Origin of the sequence: Clostridium sp. AM54-37XD (assembly GCF_003478225.1) — a bacterium.
Classification (GTDB): domain Bacteria; phylum Bacillota; class Clostridia; order Lachnospirales; family Lachnospiraceae; genus Coprococcus; species Coprococcus ammoniilyticus.
In genome coordinates, this window is sequence record NZ_QUEV01000010.1 from 95,091 (window position 1) to 112,838 (window position 17,748).

Consider the following 17,748-nt stretch of genomic DNA (forward strand, 5'->3'; position numbering starts at 1 on the left):
AGCGGATTTGTTTGTATGACAGCTACGTAAGAATCAAATGCAAGTGTTCTGCGAAATAAAGTTATAGCTACCACAAGCACAGGCTTTTATAGCGGCTGTTATATTCCGCGAGCTTTGCGGACACAGGCTTTCATTGCTTCGATCACGGAGGAACGGAAGCCTTTTTCTTCTAAAACGCGAACAGCTTCTATCGTTGTTCCGCCAGGTGAGCAGACCTGATCCTTTAATTCACCCGGATGTTTTCCCGTTTCAAGTACCATCTTTGCACTTCCAAGCACGGACTGTGCTGCAAATTTATATGCCTGTGCTCTTGGCATACCATCTGCCACTGCTCCATCTGCCATAGCTTCGATCAATATATAAATATATGCCGGAGAACTTCCGCTGACCGATACACATACATCCATCAGATTTTCCGGTATTGTCTCTACTTCACCAAAGCTTCCAAGAATCTGAAGAACTGTTGCATAATCTTCATCGGTAACATATTCATTCCGACATGCTCCTGTCATACCCTCACCAACCAGTGCCGGTGTATTTGGCATTGTCCGGACAAGCCTCACACCTCCTTCAAACTGTTCCTGTAACCAGTCTAATGTTTTTCCCGGTGCTATACTGATCACAATCTGCTCTTTACGGACTACGTCCTTTATCTGAGCGATCACCTCCGGATAATACTGTGGTTTTACCGCCAGAACCAGAATATCACTGTTTTCTGTTACCTCCAGATTATCGGTTGATACCTTTACTCCAAGCTCTTTCTGAACTCTGTCAAGTGTCGCTTTCGTCTTTGCAGATGCTATGATATTCTCTGCATCTATGATCTGCTTTCTGATAATTCCCTTTATGATCGCTGTTGCCATATTGCCACAGCCAATAAAACCAATCTTCATATTTCACTTCTTCCTTTCTAATTATACAGAAAAAGCAGCATCCTTATGTTAAGAACGCTGCCCTTCCAACTATTTATAGATTAAAGACTGTAAGAACCTGATTCTCCATCAGCTGTATAGTATACCATACCTGTTTCTGGCTGGTAATATACGTTCAATTCCTTAACTGCCTTATTGCCAAGTGCTTCTTTTGCTTTTGCTACAATGTCAGAAACATTGATCTGTCCATTGTTATATTCAACAAAAACTGTCTCTGTTGTCTTAGCTGCTGGCTTCTTTGCTGCCGGCTTTTTAGCTGCTGGCTTTTTCTCTTCTTTTACTTCTGCCTTTACTGGCTCAGCCTTTACTGCTGCTTTTACTTCTTTAGCAGCTTCAGCTTTCTTTACAGCTTCAGCTTTAGCAACAACGCTTTCTACTGTTGCCTTTTTTGCAACAACCTTTTTTGCATCTTCAGTCTTCTTAGTAGCCATGATTAACACCCTCCGTTTTAAAACTAATTTCTATCACTTTACTTATGTAACAATTCATGTATGTATTCTTTATTCAAGCTAGGATTGATATTACTCCATTTTCCTTTTTTTTTCAATACAAGTACTGTTTTTTCTCCGTTTTGTACCACAGAGTGTTTTTTTTCATGAAAATCAAAGTCATTTTAGACAAACAAAACTACCAAATTTTATGAAATTTGGTAGTTTATATGGTTGTTTTGTATAATTTGCATAATTAATTCGTAAGAATTTTGACAATTTCGTCCATTTTCATGCCGTGTGATCCCTTGATCAAAACAACATCCTCTGGTCTCATAATAGCCATCAGATAAAGTGCCACTTCTTCATTATCCATAAATGAAAATGTTTTTGCATACTTTGTGTCGCAGACATCCAGTGCCTTTTTAATCTCCAAAGCTTCCTTTCCGACTACCACAACCTCATCGATCTTCTTGTCCCGCAGGTATTCTCCGATCTGATAGTGATAGCTGGCACTGTCAGCTCCCAGCTCAAACATATCTCCCAGTACTGCGATCTTTTTTCCCTCGCAGTCCATATCACAAAGCACATCAATGCTTGCCTTCATGGAATCCGGGCTTGCATTATAGGTATCATCGAGGATCGTGTATCGATTCTCCATATGGATGAGTCTCTGTCTCTGTCCTTCAAAATGTTCAAAGGCTTTTGCTGAAATTGTTATCGGAATTCCCATCTGATATGCAACTGCAATACCTGCCAGTGCATTTCTCACGTTATGTTTTCCGAGGATATCCATGGTAACATGAACGGTCTCACCATTATGAGTACAATCAAATTCCATGCCCTGCTCTCCACATTTTACATTGGACCCCTGAAAATCACAAATTTTATCTATACCAAAAGTAAGTGTCCGACATGGCATATCCGCTTTTATCTCACGCAGTAATGGATCATCTCCATTTAACAGCAACAGGCCGTCCTTATTCATATGATTGATAATAGACAGCTTCTCTTTTCTGATATTCTCCTGAGTTTTCATAAATTCAATATGTGCAACACCGATAATCGTCACCACACAGATCGATGGCTTTACAATCTCAGACAATATCTCCATCTGACCAGGTTCACTGATCCCCATCTCGATCACCGCTGCATCATATCCATCTGTCATTCTGGAAAGTGTCATCGGTACACCAATCTGTGAATTTTCATTTCCATTTGTCTGAAAACAGCGTTTTGCTGTGCTGACAGCCGCTGCGATCATCTCTCTGGTCGTTGTCTTTCCTACACTTCCTGTCACTCCGATATACGGAATATCATACCGGTCACGGATATCCATTCCAATTGCCTGAAGTGCTTTCATCGTGTCATCAACACGGATAAACGGCTTCTCTGAAATAACAACATTATCATGCTCCGATGTCAGAGTTGCAGACGCTTTCTCCATAGCGGATTCAATAAAACGATGTCCATCAACTTTATTACCCAACAGAGGAATAAACAAATCTCCCGGCTGTGCTTTTCTGGAATCAATACACAGGCCTGTGATCGGTGTATCTTCATCGCCGCAAAGCAGGAAACCTCCTGTTGCTTTCACAATATCTTTTACTGTAATATTTTTCATTTTTCCTCTATCTGCCTTTCCAGAACAGTTCCATAATTTTATATAAAAGCATGCACTGCATGCAGGCTGTAAAAAATGCCTGCGTCCATTCTATCACATGTATATGCGAATTTCCAGTATTCTTGTATATATATTCCCGTTTTCAGGAAAGATTAAGATTCGACCAGAACTGTTCTATGCTCCGCGAAATCTGATCAAAATTTCCAAAGACCGCATCCTGCCACTCCACCGGAAATAACGAATTATATTCCCCGGTTCCAAATCGTTCATCTAGCAACAGGATCACTCCGGCATCCGCTTCTGTCCGGATCACGCGTCCGGCTGACTGAAATACTTTATTAATGCCCGGATACAGGTATGCATATTTAAAACCATCAACCGATGAGCCAGCATATGCCTCCATACTCTTTCTGGCATTAAAATAGTCCATCATGATCTTTCTCTCATTGCACACCTGCGGAAGTCCCGGACCTACTACAACCGATCCGATCAGCCGTTCTCCGGTCAGATCAATCCCCTCAGAGAAGATCCCGCCCATGATACAAAAGGCAACCACATTTCTTTTCGCTGAAAAATGATCCAAAAATGCTTCCCGGTCTGCCTCCTTCATGTTCTGTTCCTGACAGAGCAGTTCCATGCCAGAACAATCACCCTCTATCATCTGCTCATAGACCTCCTGAAGCATCTTATAGGATGGCAGAAACACCATATAATTTCCGGAATGTACGTTAAACAACTGCCTGATATATTCAGCCACGCGCTTATACTCCTTTACAGACCGTCTGGTATATTTCGTAGATACATCCACACCAACCATGATCTGTCGTTTCTCCGGATCAAACGGAGAAGGAATATAGATAGCCTGATCGGTCACCGTATCGGACAGCATCTCCATGTAATATTTTACCGGCAGGATCGTTGCCGAAAAGAAAACAGTCGATACACCCTTATCCAGGCAAAGCTTCAGATTATTCGCCGGATGGACGCAATATAACCGAACCATAAATCTGCCATCCGACTTAAGCTCATCATAGATCACATAGCTGTCATCGATCAGATCCGCAATATTTAAAAATGTCGTAAGTGCAAAATAAAACTCCAGTATCTCCTTACGTTCCGGGATCTGTTTGTAATCTTCTAAAAAAGCCTCCATCGTCGTATGAAGATGCAGCAGCTTCAGATATAGAACCCCGATATCATTTAAGATCTGATATCCATGCTCCGGACATTTTTTCTTCAATTCCAGAAGCTCCCGGTTGCAGGATTCCAGACTCCGTGCCAGTTTTTTGCTGTACGGCATTACCAGCCTCTTTACAGCAAGGAAATCTTCTTTATACAGCGTGGCACTGTACATGGACGATGCCCGGTCCACCAGATTGTGTGCTTCATCTACCAGAAATACATACCGTCCTGTATCATATGCTGTCTGTGAAAAGAACCGCTTCAGATTCACTCTCGGATCAAACACATAGTTATAATCTCCAATAATAGCATCTGCAAACAAGCTTGCATCCAGTCCCAGCTCAAAAGGACAGACCTGATACCTTTCCGCATAAGCCCGGATGATCTCCCGATCCATTTTTTCCTCCTGAGTGATCAATTCAAATAATGCATCATTAACCCGGTCAAAATGTCCTTTCGCATAAGGGCAGTGCTCTGCATCACATTCCATCGTCTCATTCAAACATATCTTCTCTTTGGCAGTCAACATAACGGAAGAAAACTTCACTCCACGTTCCCGCAGCAATGTAAGTGCCTGATCCGGCACGGTTCCGGCGATCGTCTTTGCGGTCAGATAAAAGATTTTCGATACCAGCCCGGTTGCAAATGCCTTAACGGAAGGAAACATCGCTGCCATCGTTTTCCCGATTCCGGTTGGAGCCTGCACAAACAATCTGCGCTCCCCTTCAATCGCCTTATACACACAGGCAGCCATCTGCTTTTGTCCTTTCCGATATTCATATGGAAATTCCAGCTCTGCAATTGACGCATCTCTGCTTCTTGCATGTGATACAGCATGATCAACCCATTTCATCATCTCATCCACTGTATCATGAAACCATTTCTCAAGAAATGAACAAGAAAATGCATAAAAAAATTGTTTTACTTCTTCACTTTCCAGATTCACATATGTGATCTGTACATTGATCCGATCCAAAGACTGCTCTTTTGCATAAATATAGGCATAGCACATCGCCTGTGCTACATGAACTGTTTCCGGCACTTCGATATCAGCAAGTTTTCTGTATACACCTTTAATCTCGTCGATCGTAACATCTGCAGACTCATCCATTTCCTGTATCTGACTAATCGTTCCGGCAGAATTTTGTTCCATGAAGTCTTCATCGACTTCCGGATCCAGACACTCCGTTTTTTTGAGCAGCAGCCGATTCCAATATCTGTCCTCTACCCGGATCACCTGCCGCTCAATTTCCTTCTTCTTCCTGCTTCGGTTCTTTTCACCCCTCAGATCTATGATCCCATCTGCTCTGCCCTCTACCGTAACATCCAGATCATGAATTCCTTTCTTCATCGTGATCTTTAAAGGAACTTCTGCATCATAATAAGACCCTGCCATTTTCTGAAGCTTCCGATGCATCTTACTTCCTGCATTCATCGCTTCCTTTGACAGAGTCCCATTACTGCTGCTTGTAATATCGCCGCATCTGTATATAAATTCTACCATATGCCTGACCGAAACTTTAAATTCCATAATTCTTATTTGTAAACAATAGCTGCTGCCAGCTTCTCTGATGTATCCTGATCTGTCAGGATCTCAACCAGCTTCAGGCCAAAATCAATAGCTGTTCCCATACCTCGGCTTGTAATTACCTTACCGTCTGTTACTACACTGTCATATAATACTTCCGCACAATGAAGTCCCGCCTCCATTCCCGGATAGCAGGTAGCCTTCTTATCCTTTAAGATGCCAAATGCTCCAAAAGCAGTAGGTGCTGCACAGATTGCTGCAACATATCTTCCTGCTTCATACTGTCCGCATACAAGATTCTTTACCTTCTCATTTGCGATCAGATTCGTCACACCTGGCATACCACCTGGAAGTACGATCATATCTGCATCATCTGCAAGTTCACTGATTTTCTCATCCATCTTTACTGTGATTCCATGTGAACCTGTAACCGTATCCTGATCGTCTGCTGCCACCATAAGGCAGTCAACCTTTGCACGTCTTAACAGATCTACAACGGTCAATGCTTCTACTTCTTCATATCCTGTTTCAAATAACATTCTGACTTTCATGCTTCTGCCTCCATTCTTAATGTCCGAAAACTCTTGCCATAAATACAAGTCTCTGTTCTTCATTCATACTGCTTAATGCGCTGTTATGATACGCTCCATCCATAGATACATCTCTAGTAAACCAAGCCGGTGCTGCGAAATTATCTGCATCTTCCTTTGTCCCAAATTCGACTTCTGCATAGATCAGCCCCTGATACAGCCCCTCAAAGACATCCAGTTCAATCTTAAGTCCTGCATCCTTTTCCTTATCGCCGGTTGTTCCCTCTGTATCCGTAAGCGGGATGATATACCGACGTTTCGTCACCAGATTTCCATCAACCTTACCAAGCAACCGTTTATAATCCGTCTCATTCATCGGAAGCTCGAATTCCTGTCGTTCCAGCAATCCGCTTGACTTTACTGTAAGAATATATTGTTCATCTGCCTTTCGGATACGGATGACGGGGCTGGTCGAGATATACCCCTGCTCCAGTTCCTTATATGGATACGCTTCCAGTGAAAACGGTATCTCTTTTATCAGATATTTTCTTTCGATCTCCATAAAAGCCTCCTTTTATATCGCCCTTTATAACCAATCCTCCGGTGGTGCTGTTGTTCCCACATGACTTGCGATACCTCTGTTTATCATGGAAAATGCCAGAATCAGAGTGATCACAAACATGATCGATGATGGAATCAGGAAGTCCAGACAGGTATTCACGGATGTCAGCAGCATCGGTAAAGTCAGTCCGTAAAGACATACCCGGAATACATTTCCATAGGACAGCCCTGTATGAAGACCTTTCGCAAGTGTCCGTGCAACGATCGAAAATACAAGTGCAAGGAAGATCATCTTTATTACACTTCCGAACATAATTGCAATGTACATAATGACAATAGCCACATAGAACGCCGGCACTGCGGATGCAAGCTGATCATTGTTAAACCCATCATAGAATAATTTGTCGAGATCCATCGTTGAATATTCATACGTCTGTCCGCCGTTTATCATTCCCATGACTACATTCTCTTTGCCAAATGCAATATACACGCCATTTGTCTTGATATCATCAAGTGTAATTCTGTCATAATCCGTATTCATATATATCGTTGCATTTCCAATATCCAGTGACATCTCTGATTCTGCCGTAAGCTTACCATCCTCGATCACAAACTGCGGAACCTTATTCGTGATCAGGTTATTTAACCCTCCCACATGCATGATAAAGGTAATGACACCGATTCCAAACTCGATAAAGGTCAGAATAAAAGCGATCAATATCATAAATCCTACCGTCTTGCTCGCTTTTAACTTCGTCAGATGCTTATAATTTTTCGGGCTGGATACCGCGATAGCTAACTGATCGACCATCGTTACTTTTGAATATTCTTCGTCCATTAGATAATCTCCATTTTTTTCATAGCTTTATAGATTCCGTCTTCTCTGACATCATCCGTTACAAGACGGACTTTCTTTCTCAGATACTCCGGACCTTTTTTCATTATAATACTATTTGGCACATATGCCAACATAGGTTCATCATTACTTCCGTCTCCAAATGCATAGGCATTTTCTAATGGCAGGTCAAAATAATCAAGCAGATACCGGATACCGGTTGCCTTCGTATATCCCTTTGGCACAACCTCACAAAAATTTCCCTCTCTCTGGATATACATATAATCTTTTTCCAGATATTTCTTAAATGCTTCCAGATACGGAGTATCTGCATCATACCATGCACAAAACTTATCAAAGATCTGATCGTTTGCCGGATCATCATTCTCCATATAGGTGCTGGTCGCTTTAAAATAACTGATTAGTTCTTTTAAATGCTCATTATCGGAAAAAGCAGCGCTGGTAAACACCTTGTCCGCATGTTCGTATACGGCATCCATTTTATATTCCCGACATTTCCGAATCACACCTGCACAGACCTCATATGGTGTATCATGATGAAACAATGTCTCTCCATTATAAACAATATGCGTTCCGCAGCCGCAGACAAAGCCATCAAAGCCTGCGCTTCTGATCTCTTCTGTCACATTGCAGAATACTCTTCCCGTATTGATAAATGCCAGGTGTCCGTTCTCTCTTGCCTTTTGTATTACTTCTTTTGCACTGTCCGGAAAATACCGTTTTCCATCATCCGTGATCAAAGTTCCGTCGATATCAAAAAAGAGAATCTTTCTTGTCTTATTCATGTCTATTTCCTCCGTTTATTATCGCATAAGAACAAAAACGCTCCACGCAGTATGAATACATTCAGGGTTCTATGACCTTTGCATCATAAAACCCTGAACCCTCGTTTATGCTATGCAATTTTTATAACTGCTTCATCAAGTCAATCATCTCAAGTGCGCCCATTGCACAATCGTAACCCTTGTTACCTGCCTTTGTTCCGGCACGCTCGATTGCCTGCTCAATATTCTCTGTTGTTACAACACCGAACATAACAGGAATACCGGATTCAAGTGAAACAGATGCGATTCCCTTGGATACTTCATTACATACATAATCATAATGACTGGTTGCTCCACGGATAACTGCTCCAAGGCAGATCACTGCATCATATTTTCCTGACATCGCCATCTTCTTGGCTACAACCGGAATCTCAAATGCTCCCGGGACCCATGCAACAGATATGTCATCCGGATTTACGCTGTGACGTAATAATGCATCCTCTGCACCGCTTACCAGTTTTGATACGATAAATTCATTAAATCTTGCTGCTACAATACCGATCTTGGCACCATTTGCTACGATCATTCCTTCAATCTTCTTCATTTTATTATCCTCCTGTTATTGATTCGATCTCAATATTTACAATTGCTTATTCTCTGTTACCACTAAATCATTATGCATATAATTCCCAGTCCATATGGCTTTACAGATCAAGTATATGACCCATCTTTTCTTTCTTTGTCTTCAGATAAAATGCATCAAATTTGCCCGGCTGCATCTGGATCGGTACTCGTTCCACAATCTCAAGATTGTATCCTGACAAACCATATACCTTTAATGGATTGTTCGTAAGCAGTCTCATCTTTCTGACACCAAGGTCTACTAAGATCTGTGTTCCAATCGTGTAATCTCTTGCATCTTCAGGGAAGCCAAGCTTCAGATTTGCCTCTACGGTATCTAAACCCTGATCCTGTAACTGATATGCTTTGATCTTATTGATCAGACCGATCCCACGTCCTTCCTGTCTCATGTACAGAAGCACGCCTCTGCCTTCCTTTGCGATCATCTTCATCGCTGCATCATACTGCTGGCCACAGTCACAACGGGCTGAACCAAGTGCATCTCCGGTCAGACATTCGGAATGAACTCTGCATAATACCGGCTCGCCATCCGTGATATCACCCTTTACCAGTGCCACATGATGTTCGCCATTTAATTTATTGATATATCCATAGATCGTGAACTCCCCATATCTGGTTGGCATCTTTGCCTTTGCTACACATTCTACAAATACTTCATGTTCCTTACGATACTGAACTAACTTTTCGATCGTGGAGATCTTCAGGTTATGCTCCTTGGCAAATGCAAGCAGATCATCTTTTCTTGCCATTGTACCATCATCCTTCATGATCTCACAGCACAGACCACATGGCTTCAAGCCTGCAAGTCTGCACAGATCAACCGTTGCCTCTGTATGTCCGCCTCGTTCAATCACTCCGCCCGGAACAGCGCGTAATGGGAACATATGACCCGGTCTGCGGAAATCCTCCGGCTTTGCAGCTTCTTCTACGAACTTTCTGGCTGTAATGCCACGCTCATACGCTGAGATTCCGGTTGTAGTGCTTACATGATCAACAGAAACTGTAAATGCAGTACAATGATTATCTGTATTTGTGATGCACATCTGCGGAAGATTTAATTTCTCCACATAAGAATCATCCATCGGCATACAGATCAGACCTCTTGCATATTTTGCCATAAAGTTCACATTCTCCGTGGTCGCGAATTCAGATGCGCAAATGACATCTCCTTCGTTCTCTCTGTCTTCGTTATCGAGCATAACGACCACCTTACCGGCTGCCAGATCTACTAATACTTCTTCTATACTGTTTAATTCCATCTGTCTTTACCTCCATAGGAACATTTATTTTATAAGAATCCATTTTCTGCCAGAAAATTCATATCTACTTTTTTCCCTGCATCCGGTTCTTCTTTGTCTTTAAAATGGAGCAGCTTATCTACATATTTGCCAATCACATCGTTTTCCAGATTGACCACTGCTCCGGTCTGCCTGCGGATCAGCGTTGTCTCCTCCGCCGTATGTGGGATGATCGAAACCTTGAAGCAGCAATCATCGACATAAGCAACCGTCAGGCTGATTCCATCGATCGTAATCGATCCCTTCTCGATGATATACTTTAACAGCTTTTTATCACATGTTATTGTCACCCAGATTGCATTTTCTTCTCTAGTGTACTCTGTGATCACCCCGGTTCCGTCGATATGTCCGGATACGATATGTCCACCAAATCTTCCATCTGCCGCCATCGCCCGTTCCAGATTTACCCTGCTGCCGGAGCTTAAGGTTCCGAGATTGCTTCTTCTTATCGTCTCTGCCATCACATCTGCCGTAAACAAATGCCCCGACATTCCTGTGATCGTCAGGCATACCCCATTGACAGCTATGCTGTCACCGATCTCGCTTCCCTGCAGAACCTTATCTGCCTCTATGGTCAGGCGACCGGATGATGTGCCTTTTTCTATCTTCTTAATCGTGCCTGTCTCTTCCACAATGCCTGTGAACATGACTGCCTCCTTTTCGGGGACGTTTTTTTGCAAACAGTCATTTCGTCACCCCATTGACTCTTGTTCCGTAAAACGCTTGCGCTCTATTTTCATGTAACGGTACTAAACTCACTGCCCTTTGCAGTTCGTTAAGGACCGACATGAAAAAAGGTTTACTACACAAGATCAATGGAGTAACAAACTGACTATTTACAAAAAAACTGTCAACCTAATTAATTAACAACTTACTCGTTGAATTACTTCTTTTAACATGTTAAGTTCCTATATAACTTAACATAAAAAAAGCCAGAGAACTATGTCTCCGGCGGGTTATTTGTTATGAAATGTTGCTGCAGATTTCTTTAATATTTTTTCATTCAACAGCATATTGTAAAACATTCAACTACACATTCCATCATGTCCGTATTCATGTTTTAATTTCAATTTGCTATTGAAATTCTCTCTGCATTCTTCTTTCATCCAGACTTTACTGTCGGCTTTGGATTCTCACCAAATCATGCCTTACGGCTCGCGGGCTCACATAGATTACTATGTATACCGCCGGTGGGGAAATGAGCCCCGCCCTGAAGACTTCAACATGGTTATATTGGCACAGTTTGTTATGTTTGTCAAGCTGTTATCTGAAAATACTGAAGCATAATATCTGCTCCAAACCTCTGAATGGAACCAAGCGCAAACGGATAGGCTTCTGCCGGTGATTCTACTCCCACACCACCGACCGGCGTATAGCCTGCACTTCCACCAAAAATCTTCGGTGCTATATAGACATCGACCTCTTTTACAATGCCTGCTTTTAATGCACTTTCATTTAAAGTGCCTCCACCTTCAAGCAGAATTCCGTCTATATTTCTTGCTCCGAGCTGTTTCATCAGTTCCTGCAGATCCACATGACCATCCACACTCTCCGTCTCGATGATCTCAACACCTGCCCCGATCAGCTTCTGCTTCTTATCTGCCTGATCCTCTGACTGTATGGTTGCAAGAATCGTCGGTACTTCCGATGCTGTTCTAACGATCTGGGAATCCATTGAAATCCGAAGTCTGCTGTCGCAGATAATTCGAACCGGATTTCTTCCTCCCTCTATCCTGCAGGTAAGCGACGGATCATCTTTTATCACCGTCTCGCTTCCGACCATGATACCTGTAAGTGCATTTCTCTGCTCCATTACATGGGCTCTTGCTTCTTCGCCGGTGATCCATTTACTCTTTCCACTGTATGTTGCAATCTTCCCATCCATAGTCATTGCATATTTCATTACGACATATGGTGTCTTATTTACAATATAATGGAAAAATACCGGATTCAGGCTGTCACATTCTTCTTTTAATACATGTGTGATAACTTCAATTCCTGCATCCCGTAGTATCTGATATCCCTTTCCAGATACAAGCGCATTCGGGTCATCTGATCCGACATAGACTCTGCTGATCTTATGCTCGATGATCGCATTCACGCACGGAGGCTGTTTGCCATAGTGGCAGCAGGGCTCCAGCGTCACATACATTTCCGCGCCCGCTGCGTCCTCTGTCAAATGTGCAAATGCATCCCTCTCCGCATGAAGCTCTCCGTATCTTCTGTGATATCCCTCACCAATAATCCGCCCATTCTTTACGATCACTGCTCCAACCAGCGGATTCGGATTTACCGCTCCGATTCCTTTTTTTGCCAATTCAATGGCTCTCCTCATATATGTTTCCTGCATACTGTCTAACCTCGTATTTCCTATCTGACAATTATCTGTTTCTTATATACTTCCTGTATATTTCTTGACAAATCCGTTTTACACTATTTATAATTTTACTATCTTATACTATTGGAGTTTAACATGTTTCAGAAATTTTATCCATCAGAATATTATACATCAACCTATGTCATTGATTTTGCCGAATATTATAAAAAGGGCTATCGCGGCATCTTATTTGACATCGACAATACCCTTGTTCCCCATAATGCTCCGGCAACAGAAGAAGCAATCAGACTGATCCAGAAGTTAAAAGAGATCGGATTTGGTATCTGTCTGGTATCCAATAACAAAGAGCCCAGAGTTGCGGAATTCAACAAGCCTTTGGATGTAAAGTACATCTATAAAGCCGGAAAGCCCAAACGCACCGGTTACCAGAAGGCCATGCAGCTTCTTGGTACTGATACAGCAAATACCCTCTTTGTCGGCGATCAGTTGTTTACAGATCTCTGGGGCGCAAATAACACCGGTATCACTTCACTGTTAGTGATGCCCATCGACAAAAAAGAAGAGATCCAAATTGTCCTGAAGCGGATCCCTGAAAAATGGATTTTGCATTCCTACCTGAAAAAACATCAGATTGTACGGTAAATCAGGCAGGCTTGTTCCATAATAATAGTATCAGTTCTCATTTTTCTAACAATAAAGAGGTATACATTTCAGATCTAAGTTTTTCATCTGGAATGTATACCTCTTTTTATTTGCTCTTATTGTCTAAGCTTTTATACTAAACTAACATATCCATATTCAGACGTTTGATTACCTGGAAGGATTTTGCACGAAGCTCTTCTGCATCAAACTGTGACAGCATGGTATCTTTGTCCCACTTTGTCTTCATCAGTGCATTTAACAGATCTTCGATATACGCCTTTACATATTTTACATTTTCTTCCGACTTGTCTTTCAGAAGAACTACGATGTTATCAATTGCTTCAATCACACCGGACTCCTGCTGCTTTACAGGTGCCTGACCTGATTCATCAGATAACTCGATAACCTTACCTGTCTTGGTAATGATTACCTTCTTATTCGGAGAGCTTGCAGCCTTTGAAGTTCCCTTCTTGTCAAGCATTCTGTGAATTACTTTTACAAGACATGCAACAGCATAAGTTGCTTCTTCTGCAGTTGGCTTCTCAAGGCCTTATCATTATGCTGATTCCATAACCATTCAGACTTACACAACATTTCTTCTACAGATGCATCACGCAGTAATCTTGCAAGATCTGCATCAGCCGCTGAGCCTTTGTTCTTTCCGAAGAAACCACCACCGGATGTCTGTGTCTCCTGACCGTACTTTGCAGGCAATACAATCTTTGCATAAGTTTCCTGTAAATACTTCTTTGCCGTATTCAAATCATATCCTGAGCTGATGATCTGCAGCTTACCACCGCCAAGTCCATTAACGATCATATCTTCAGCAGCCATAAATAACAGGTGCTTCTGTCTGTCGTCGATCATCTTCTTGATCTCGTAGTTGGTCTTGCTCTTCTCAAGGATTGAATTCTTACGAACCTTAAATGCCTTGATCTTTTCCTTTACACTGAAGAACTGCTTCAGAAGATTTGGATTTGCATTTACATAATTATTGATCCATGTTAATTCAATGTACTGATGCTCGATCTTATTTGAAATCTCATATACATTGTATCCGTCAAATACAACATTTAATGTTGTATAGAGAAGTTCAAGCATCTCATACTTTTCTTCCCATGAACGTGTTGACATATCCTGATTTACGATTGCCTTGATACCACATTCGTAGAATACAAGGTTATATTCATACAGACCTTCAAAGATATTTGTCTTGCCATTCAACTGGGAACCGGTTCCAAGTGTCTGAAGATTCTTCTTCATCTCCGGTTCATCCTCGATATATTTGTATACCTTCTTGATAAATCCTGAAACCTCAGCAAGAAGAGTATCGATCCTCTTGTTGTAAATCTCCTGCTTGGAGATAGCAGATACAACGCTTCTGGACAGTACACTTGTACTCTGTGCACTGTTACAGTTACGAATCAGCTCCTTGAAATTCTCATATACCGCAAGATTGTCAATTGGAATGTATTCTGCATTTAATCCGTAGAATTCAAATGCTTTTCCATAATTCTTGTCATTGATATATGCATTAAACAAACCAATGCTGAACTGAATCTTATAATCATTTCCAACATGTGGATCTTCCACTACATAGTCAAAGAGAACTTCCAGATTGTTAATGTATGCATCTGATTTTGCTGATGAAAGTGGGAGTCCCATCTCCATTACAACATTGATCAGATCCAGATATCCCATCACTGCCTTATCAAAGTTCTTTGGTCTGTCGTCATCCTCTAAGATCTGATAACTTACATTGATAAGTAATGGTGCGATACGCTCACCGATCAGCCGCATAGCCTCCGGGAACTTCTCTGTCTGATACAGATAGATCAGCCAAATGCTGTATCTGTAAATACCAGTTGCACTGATAGGCGCATCGATGTCTGATGGATCAATATCACCATAAATAAATTTGAATAATGGCTCTATCCACTCTTCAATCTCATAACGTCCGGTTGCCTTAATATTAAAATCAACGAATTCAGCAAGCTCATATAACTTTGTACACTGAGCCTTTACTTCATCATCAACCATCATGGATGATAAATCAAAATTACTGTCTTTCAGATAATCAATAACAAGTGCATAAAAACCGTCCTCAACCTGCTCGTTCAAAAATCTGATCAGTAATCCTTTGTTATTGGATGCTGCTATGGATAGAACATTATTATCATTGTCTGATGCAATGTTAGCTGGTAGCATATTCTATTCCTCCTTTTTTGTCTATTCTTTGTATGCTTTCGATAAAATTTCCTTCATATTTATAACTATATCACAAAACATTTTACTCTTCAATCAGTTTTTGGTAATTTCTACAAATCGTCATTGTGCATAATTGCTGAAAATACAAATCCTATGAATTGAAAATCGTTTTGTCAGTATTTACTAATCAAGTCCTGCCATATGAAGGATTGCCATCGCATTTGTCGTTGTACATCTGCCATCCTTCTTCTTATAATCAAACTTTAACTGATCACCTTCATAGTACTCCTCAAAATGATAATTTGCTGCCGGCGCCCCGCTCTCACTCTTCAGCTCACACAGTTCAAAATCGTGCGTAGATACAAGTGTCATGGAATGATCATCCGACAGCTTTCGGATCACCTGGGTTGCTCCTACAATACGGTCTGCCGAATTTGTACCTTTAAATATCTCATCGATCAGACATAACATCGGCATTTCATTCTTCTTATATTCAACCATCGACTTGATCCGGAGTATCTCTGCATAAAAGGTTGATATACCATTACTGACATCATCCGTCACGCGCATGGATGTAAATATCTTCATGTAATCTGCATGCATTTTCTCTGCGCATACCGGAGCTCCGGCATATGCAAGGATCAGGTTGATGCCAAGGGTTCGTAAAAATGTTGTCTTGCCGGACATGTTAGAACCGGTAATGATCGTAGCTCCCCCTTTAAAGGCTGCATCATTTGGAACTACCTTCGACGGATCGATCAACGGGTGACGCAGATTTTCTGCTGATACTTCTACTTTCTCATGTCTTGTCACCTCCGGATAGGACACCTCTCTGGTACGGGCAAGTACTGCAAAGGATAACAATTCCTCCATTCTTGAAATCGCATGGATCCAGTCCTTCACCTGACTGCCATACTGGTCTCTCCACTTATCCATCATAATTCCAAGATGAAAATCCCATAAAAACAATCCACATAATACCTGATGTACGATTGGATTATAACGGATATTGAATGCTGCGCTGATACGCTCCAGCTTCTTTACAGCATTCAGTGCTCCGGAATCTGTAGAGATTGTATTCTTGATATCATTCAACAACTCTGAATCAAATGTTTCACCGGAGACCAGTTCAAACATCCGGATATAGTCATTGATCACATATCCAAATGAGATCATCGGCATAACCGCCTGTCCTGCAACACCTGATGTGATCCATGCAAACAGCAAAACTACAAAAAAGGAGATCAGGGAATATCCCAGATTGACTTTTCCCAGAATACCCAGAATTAGAAGCACGATCGTTATCAACGGAAGCAGAAAACGAAGCACTTGGAAAATCTCCGGTATATGATCATCACTGGTACAATAGGCAACAAATTCATCGGATGAATATTTTTTCTTCTTTCCGGTTTCTGACTTCACACACAATGTCTCAAAGTCCATGGAGAAGTCATGCTTCTCTGCAAGCTCCTGTATCGCGATCTGACGTTTCGTTCTGTCCTCTGCCGCAAATTCAGGCTGTCTTAACGTTTCAGCAAGCATCTGCCTGCCATCCTCTGTTCCTGCCACACAGATAAACTGATAGATGGAATTCTTTCCCATAATATCCAGATCCTTTGCTACAAGATCATCATCGGTCAGATACTCGGAGCCATCTTCTGCGAACCCCTTCCAACTATCATCATAACGTTTCATATACCGCTCATATACGATCACCTTTGCTTTCGTATATTCCAGTTCCTCATTCAGCTTACCATGCCGGAACACCAGCAGTACAAAAATAACGACAGCCACGATACCTACTGCAAGAAACGGTATATTGGAATCATATAGTCCGACGATCAGTCCGCCCAGCATCACAAGGAACATCAGGAACCGGATTGTCCCAATATTGGAATAACTATGTTCCAGCTCCTTCTGTCTCTTTTTTAAATCTTCTAACTCTGTCTTAAATCGACCCATTTTCCTTCCCCCTCTGATCTCTGCTATTTTTATTTGTTCTTAATTTTATCTTCATATATGTCCTTTCAATCCTCTTCCAGGAAAATCCTCACGCTGATCAATATACGATCATATATCTTTCAAAACTATAGCATACTTCATCTTATCAGGCAAATGTTAAAAGTTCGTGAAATCTGCCTGCATTTCCTTTTTGTTTATCATTGTTTTCTTGCTTTTTCCGTGTATACATATTAAAATTATGGAAACGTTATTT

At 41.6% G+C, this 17,748-nt stretch carries 16 protein-coding genes and 1 riboswitch; of the genes, 1 reads left to right on the plus strand and 15 read right to left on the minus strand.

Annotation, left to right across the window (positions count from 1 at the left end; genetic code table 11):
• Positions 1–98: 98 nt before the first annotated feature.
• From proC to ribD, 12 genes are all read right to left on the minus strand, one after another.
• Positions 99–893 (minus strand): pyrroline-5-carboxylate reductase, encoded by a 795-nt coding sequence (proC, locus tag DXA07_RS10390; protein WP_118484538.1) that lies wholly within the window; start codon positions 891–893, stop codon positions 99–101.
• 80 nt (positions 894–973) lie between these two features.
• The gene (locus DXA07_RS10395) at positions 974–1,363 is read right to left on the minus strand and encodes a DUF6465 family protein (RefSeq protein ID WP_117807390.1); all 390 of its coding nucleotides are present in this window, start codon (positions 1,361–1,363) and stop codon (positions 974–976) included.
• Positions 1,364–1,616: 253 nt separating this feature from the next.
• Positions 1,617–2,984: a UDP-N-acetylmuramoyl-tripeptide--D-alanyl-D-alanine ligase gene (gene murF, locus DXA07_RS10400; protein ID WP_117807444.1), complete on the minus strand. Its 1,368-nt coding sequence runs from the start codon at positions 2,982–2,984 to the stop codon at positions 1,617–1,619.
• Between the two features lie 142 nt (positions 2,985–3,126).
• Positions 3,127–5,670 carry an ATP-dependent DNA helicase gene (locus DXA07_RS10405; protein ID WP_243015441.1) on the minus strand — a complete coding sequence of 848 codons (2,544 nt, stop codon included), beginning with the start codon at positions 5,668–5,670 and terminating at the stop codon, positions 3,127–3,129.
• A 32-nt stretch (positions 5,671–5,702) separates the two neighbouring features.
• Positions 5,703–6,245, minus strand: coding sequence for a DJ-1 family glyoxalase III (locus DXA07_RS10410; RefSeq protein WP_021944375.1), 543 nt, complete (start codon positions 6,243–6,245; stop codon positions 5,703–5,705).
• Between the two features lie 16 nt (positions 6,246–6,261).
• Positions 6,262–6,786 (minus strand): CYTH domain-containing protein, encoded by a 525-nt coding sequence (locus DXA07_RS10415; protein ID WP_118484542.1) that lies wholly within the window; start codon positions 6,784–6,786, stop codon positions 6,262–6,264.
• 24 nt (positions 6,787–6,810) lie between these two features.
• Positions 6,811–7,623 carry a DUF1189 domain-containing protein gene (locus DXA07_RS10420; RefSeq protein ID WP_021944373.1) on the minus strand — a complete coding sequence of 271 codons (813 nt, stop codon included), beginning with the start codon at positions 7,621–7,623 and terminating at the stop codon, positions 6,811–6,813.
• Positions 7,623–8,426 (minus strand): HAD family hydrolase, encoded by an 804-nt coding sequence (locus tag DXA07_RS10425; protein ID WP_118484543.1) that lies wholly within the window; start codon positions 8,424–8,426, stop codon positions 7,623–7,625. The genes DXA07_RS10420 and DXA07_RS10425 overlap by 1 nt, the downstream gene beginning before the upstream one ends.
• 121 nt (positions 8,427–8,547) lie before the next feature.
• Complete coding sequence (ribE, locus tag DXA07_RS10430; protein WP_008402941.1) at positions 8,548–9,009, minus strand: 6,7-dimethyl-8-ribityllumazine synthase; 462 nt, start codon at positions 9,007–9,009, stop codon at positions 8,548–8,550.
• A gap of 100 nt (positions 9,010–9,109) precedes the next feature.
• On the minus strand, positions 9,110–10,306 hold the full coding sequence (locus DXA07_RS10435; protein WP_117821918.1) for a bifunctional 3,4-dihydroxy-2-butanone-4-phosphate synthase/GTP cyclohydrolase II: 1,197 nt from the start codon (positions 10,304–10,306) through the stop codon (positions 9,110–9,112).
• A 29-nt stretch (positions 10,307–10,335) separates the two neighbouring features.
• Positions 10,336–10,992, minus strand: coding sequence for a riboflavin synthase (locus DXA07_RS10440; RefSeq protein ID WP_118484545.1), 657 nt, complete (start codon positions 10,990–10,992; stop codon positions 10,336–10,338).
• A gap of 443 nt (positions 10,993–11,435) precedes the next feature.
• Positions 11,436–11,567, minus strand: a riboswitch (FMN riboswitch).
• A gap of 33 nt (positions 11,568–11,600) precedes the next feature.
• Positions 11,601–12,695 carry a bifunctional diaminohydroxyphosphoribosylaminopyrimidine deaminase/5-amino-6-(5-phosphoribosylamino)uracil reductase RibD gene (gene ribD, locus DXA07_RS10445; protein ID WP_118484547.1) on the minus strand — a complete coding sequence of 365 codons (1,095 nt, stop codon included), beginning with the start codon at positions 12,693–12,695 and terminating at the stop codon, positions 11,601–11,603.
• A gap of 123 nt (positions 12,696–12,818) precedes the next feature.
• Here ribD and DXA07_RS10450 point away from each other — a divergent pair, with 123 nt between their 5' ends.
• Positions 12,819–13,325, plus strand: a complete 507-nt coding sequence (locus DXA07_RS10450; RefSeq protein ID WP_117821921.1) for a YqeG family HAD IIIA-type phosphatase — start codon at positions 12,819–12,821, stop codon at positions 13,323–13,325.
• 136 nt (positions 13,326–13,461) lie between these two features.
• On the opposite strand, the gene DXA07_RS13565 is transcribed toward DXA07_RS10450, so the two are convergent.
• The 3 genes from DXA07_RS13565 to DXA07_RS10460 form a co-directional block, all read right to left on the minus strand.
• Positions 13,462–13,806, minus strand: coding sequence for a hypothetical protein (locus tag DXA07_RS13565; protein WP_243013742.1), 345 nt, complete (start codon positions 13,804–13,806; stop codon positions 13,462–13,464).
• 14 nt (positions 13,807–13,820) lie between these two features.
• Positions 13,821–15,533, minus strand: coding sequence for a hypothetical protein (locus DXA07_RS10455; protein ID WP_243013743.1), 1,713 nt, complete (start codon positions 15,531–15,533; stop codon positions 13,821–13,823).
• A gap of 183 nt (positions 15,534–15,716) precedes the next feature.
• Complete coding sequence (locus DXA07_RS10460; protein ID WP_118484549.1) at positions 15,717–17,495, minus strand: DNA mismatch repair protein MutS; 1,779 nt, start codon at positions 17,493–17,495, stop codon at positions 15,717–15,719.
• Positions 17,496–17,748: the final 253 nt, after the last annotated feature.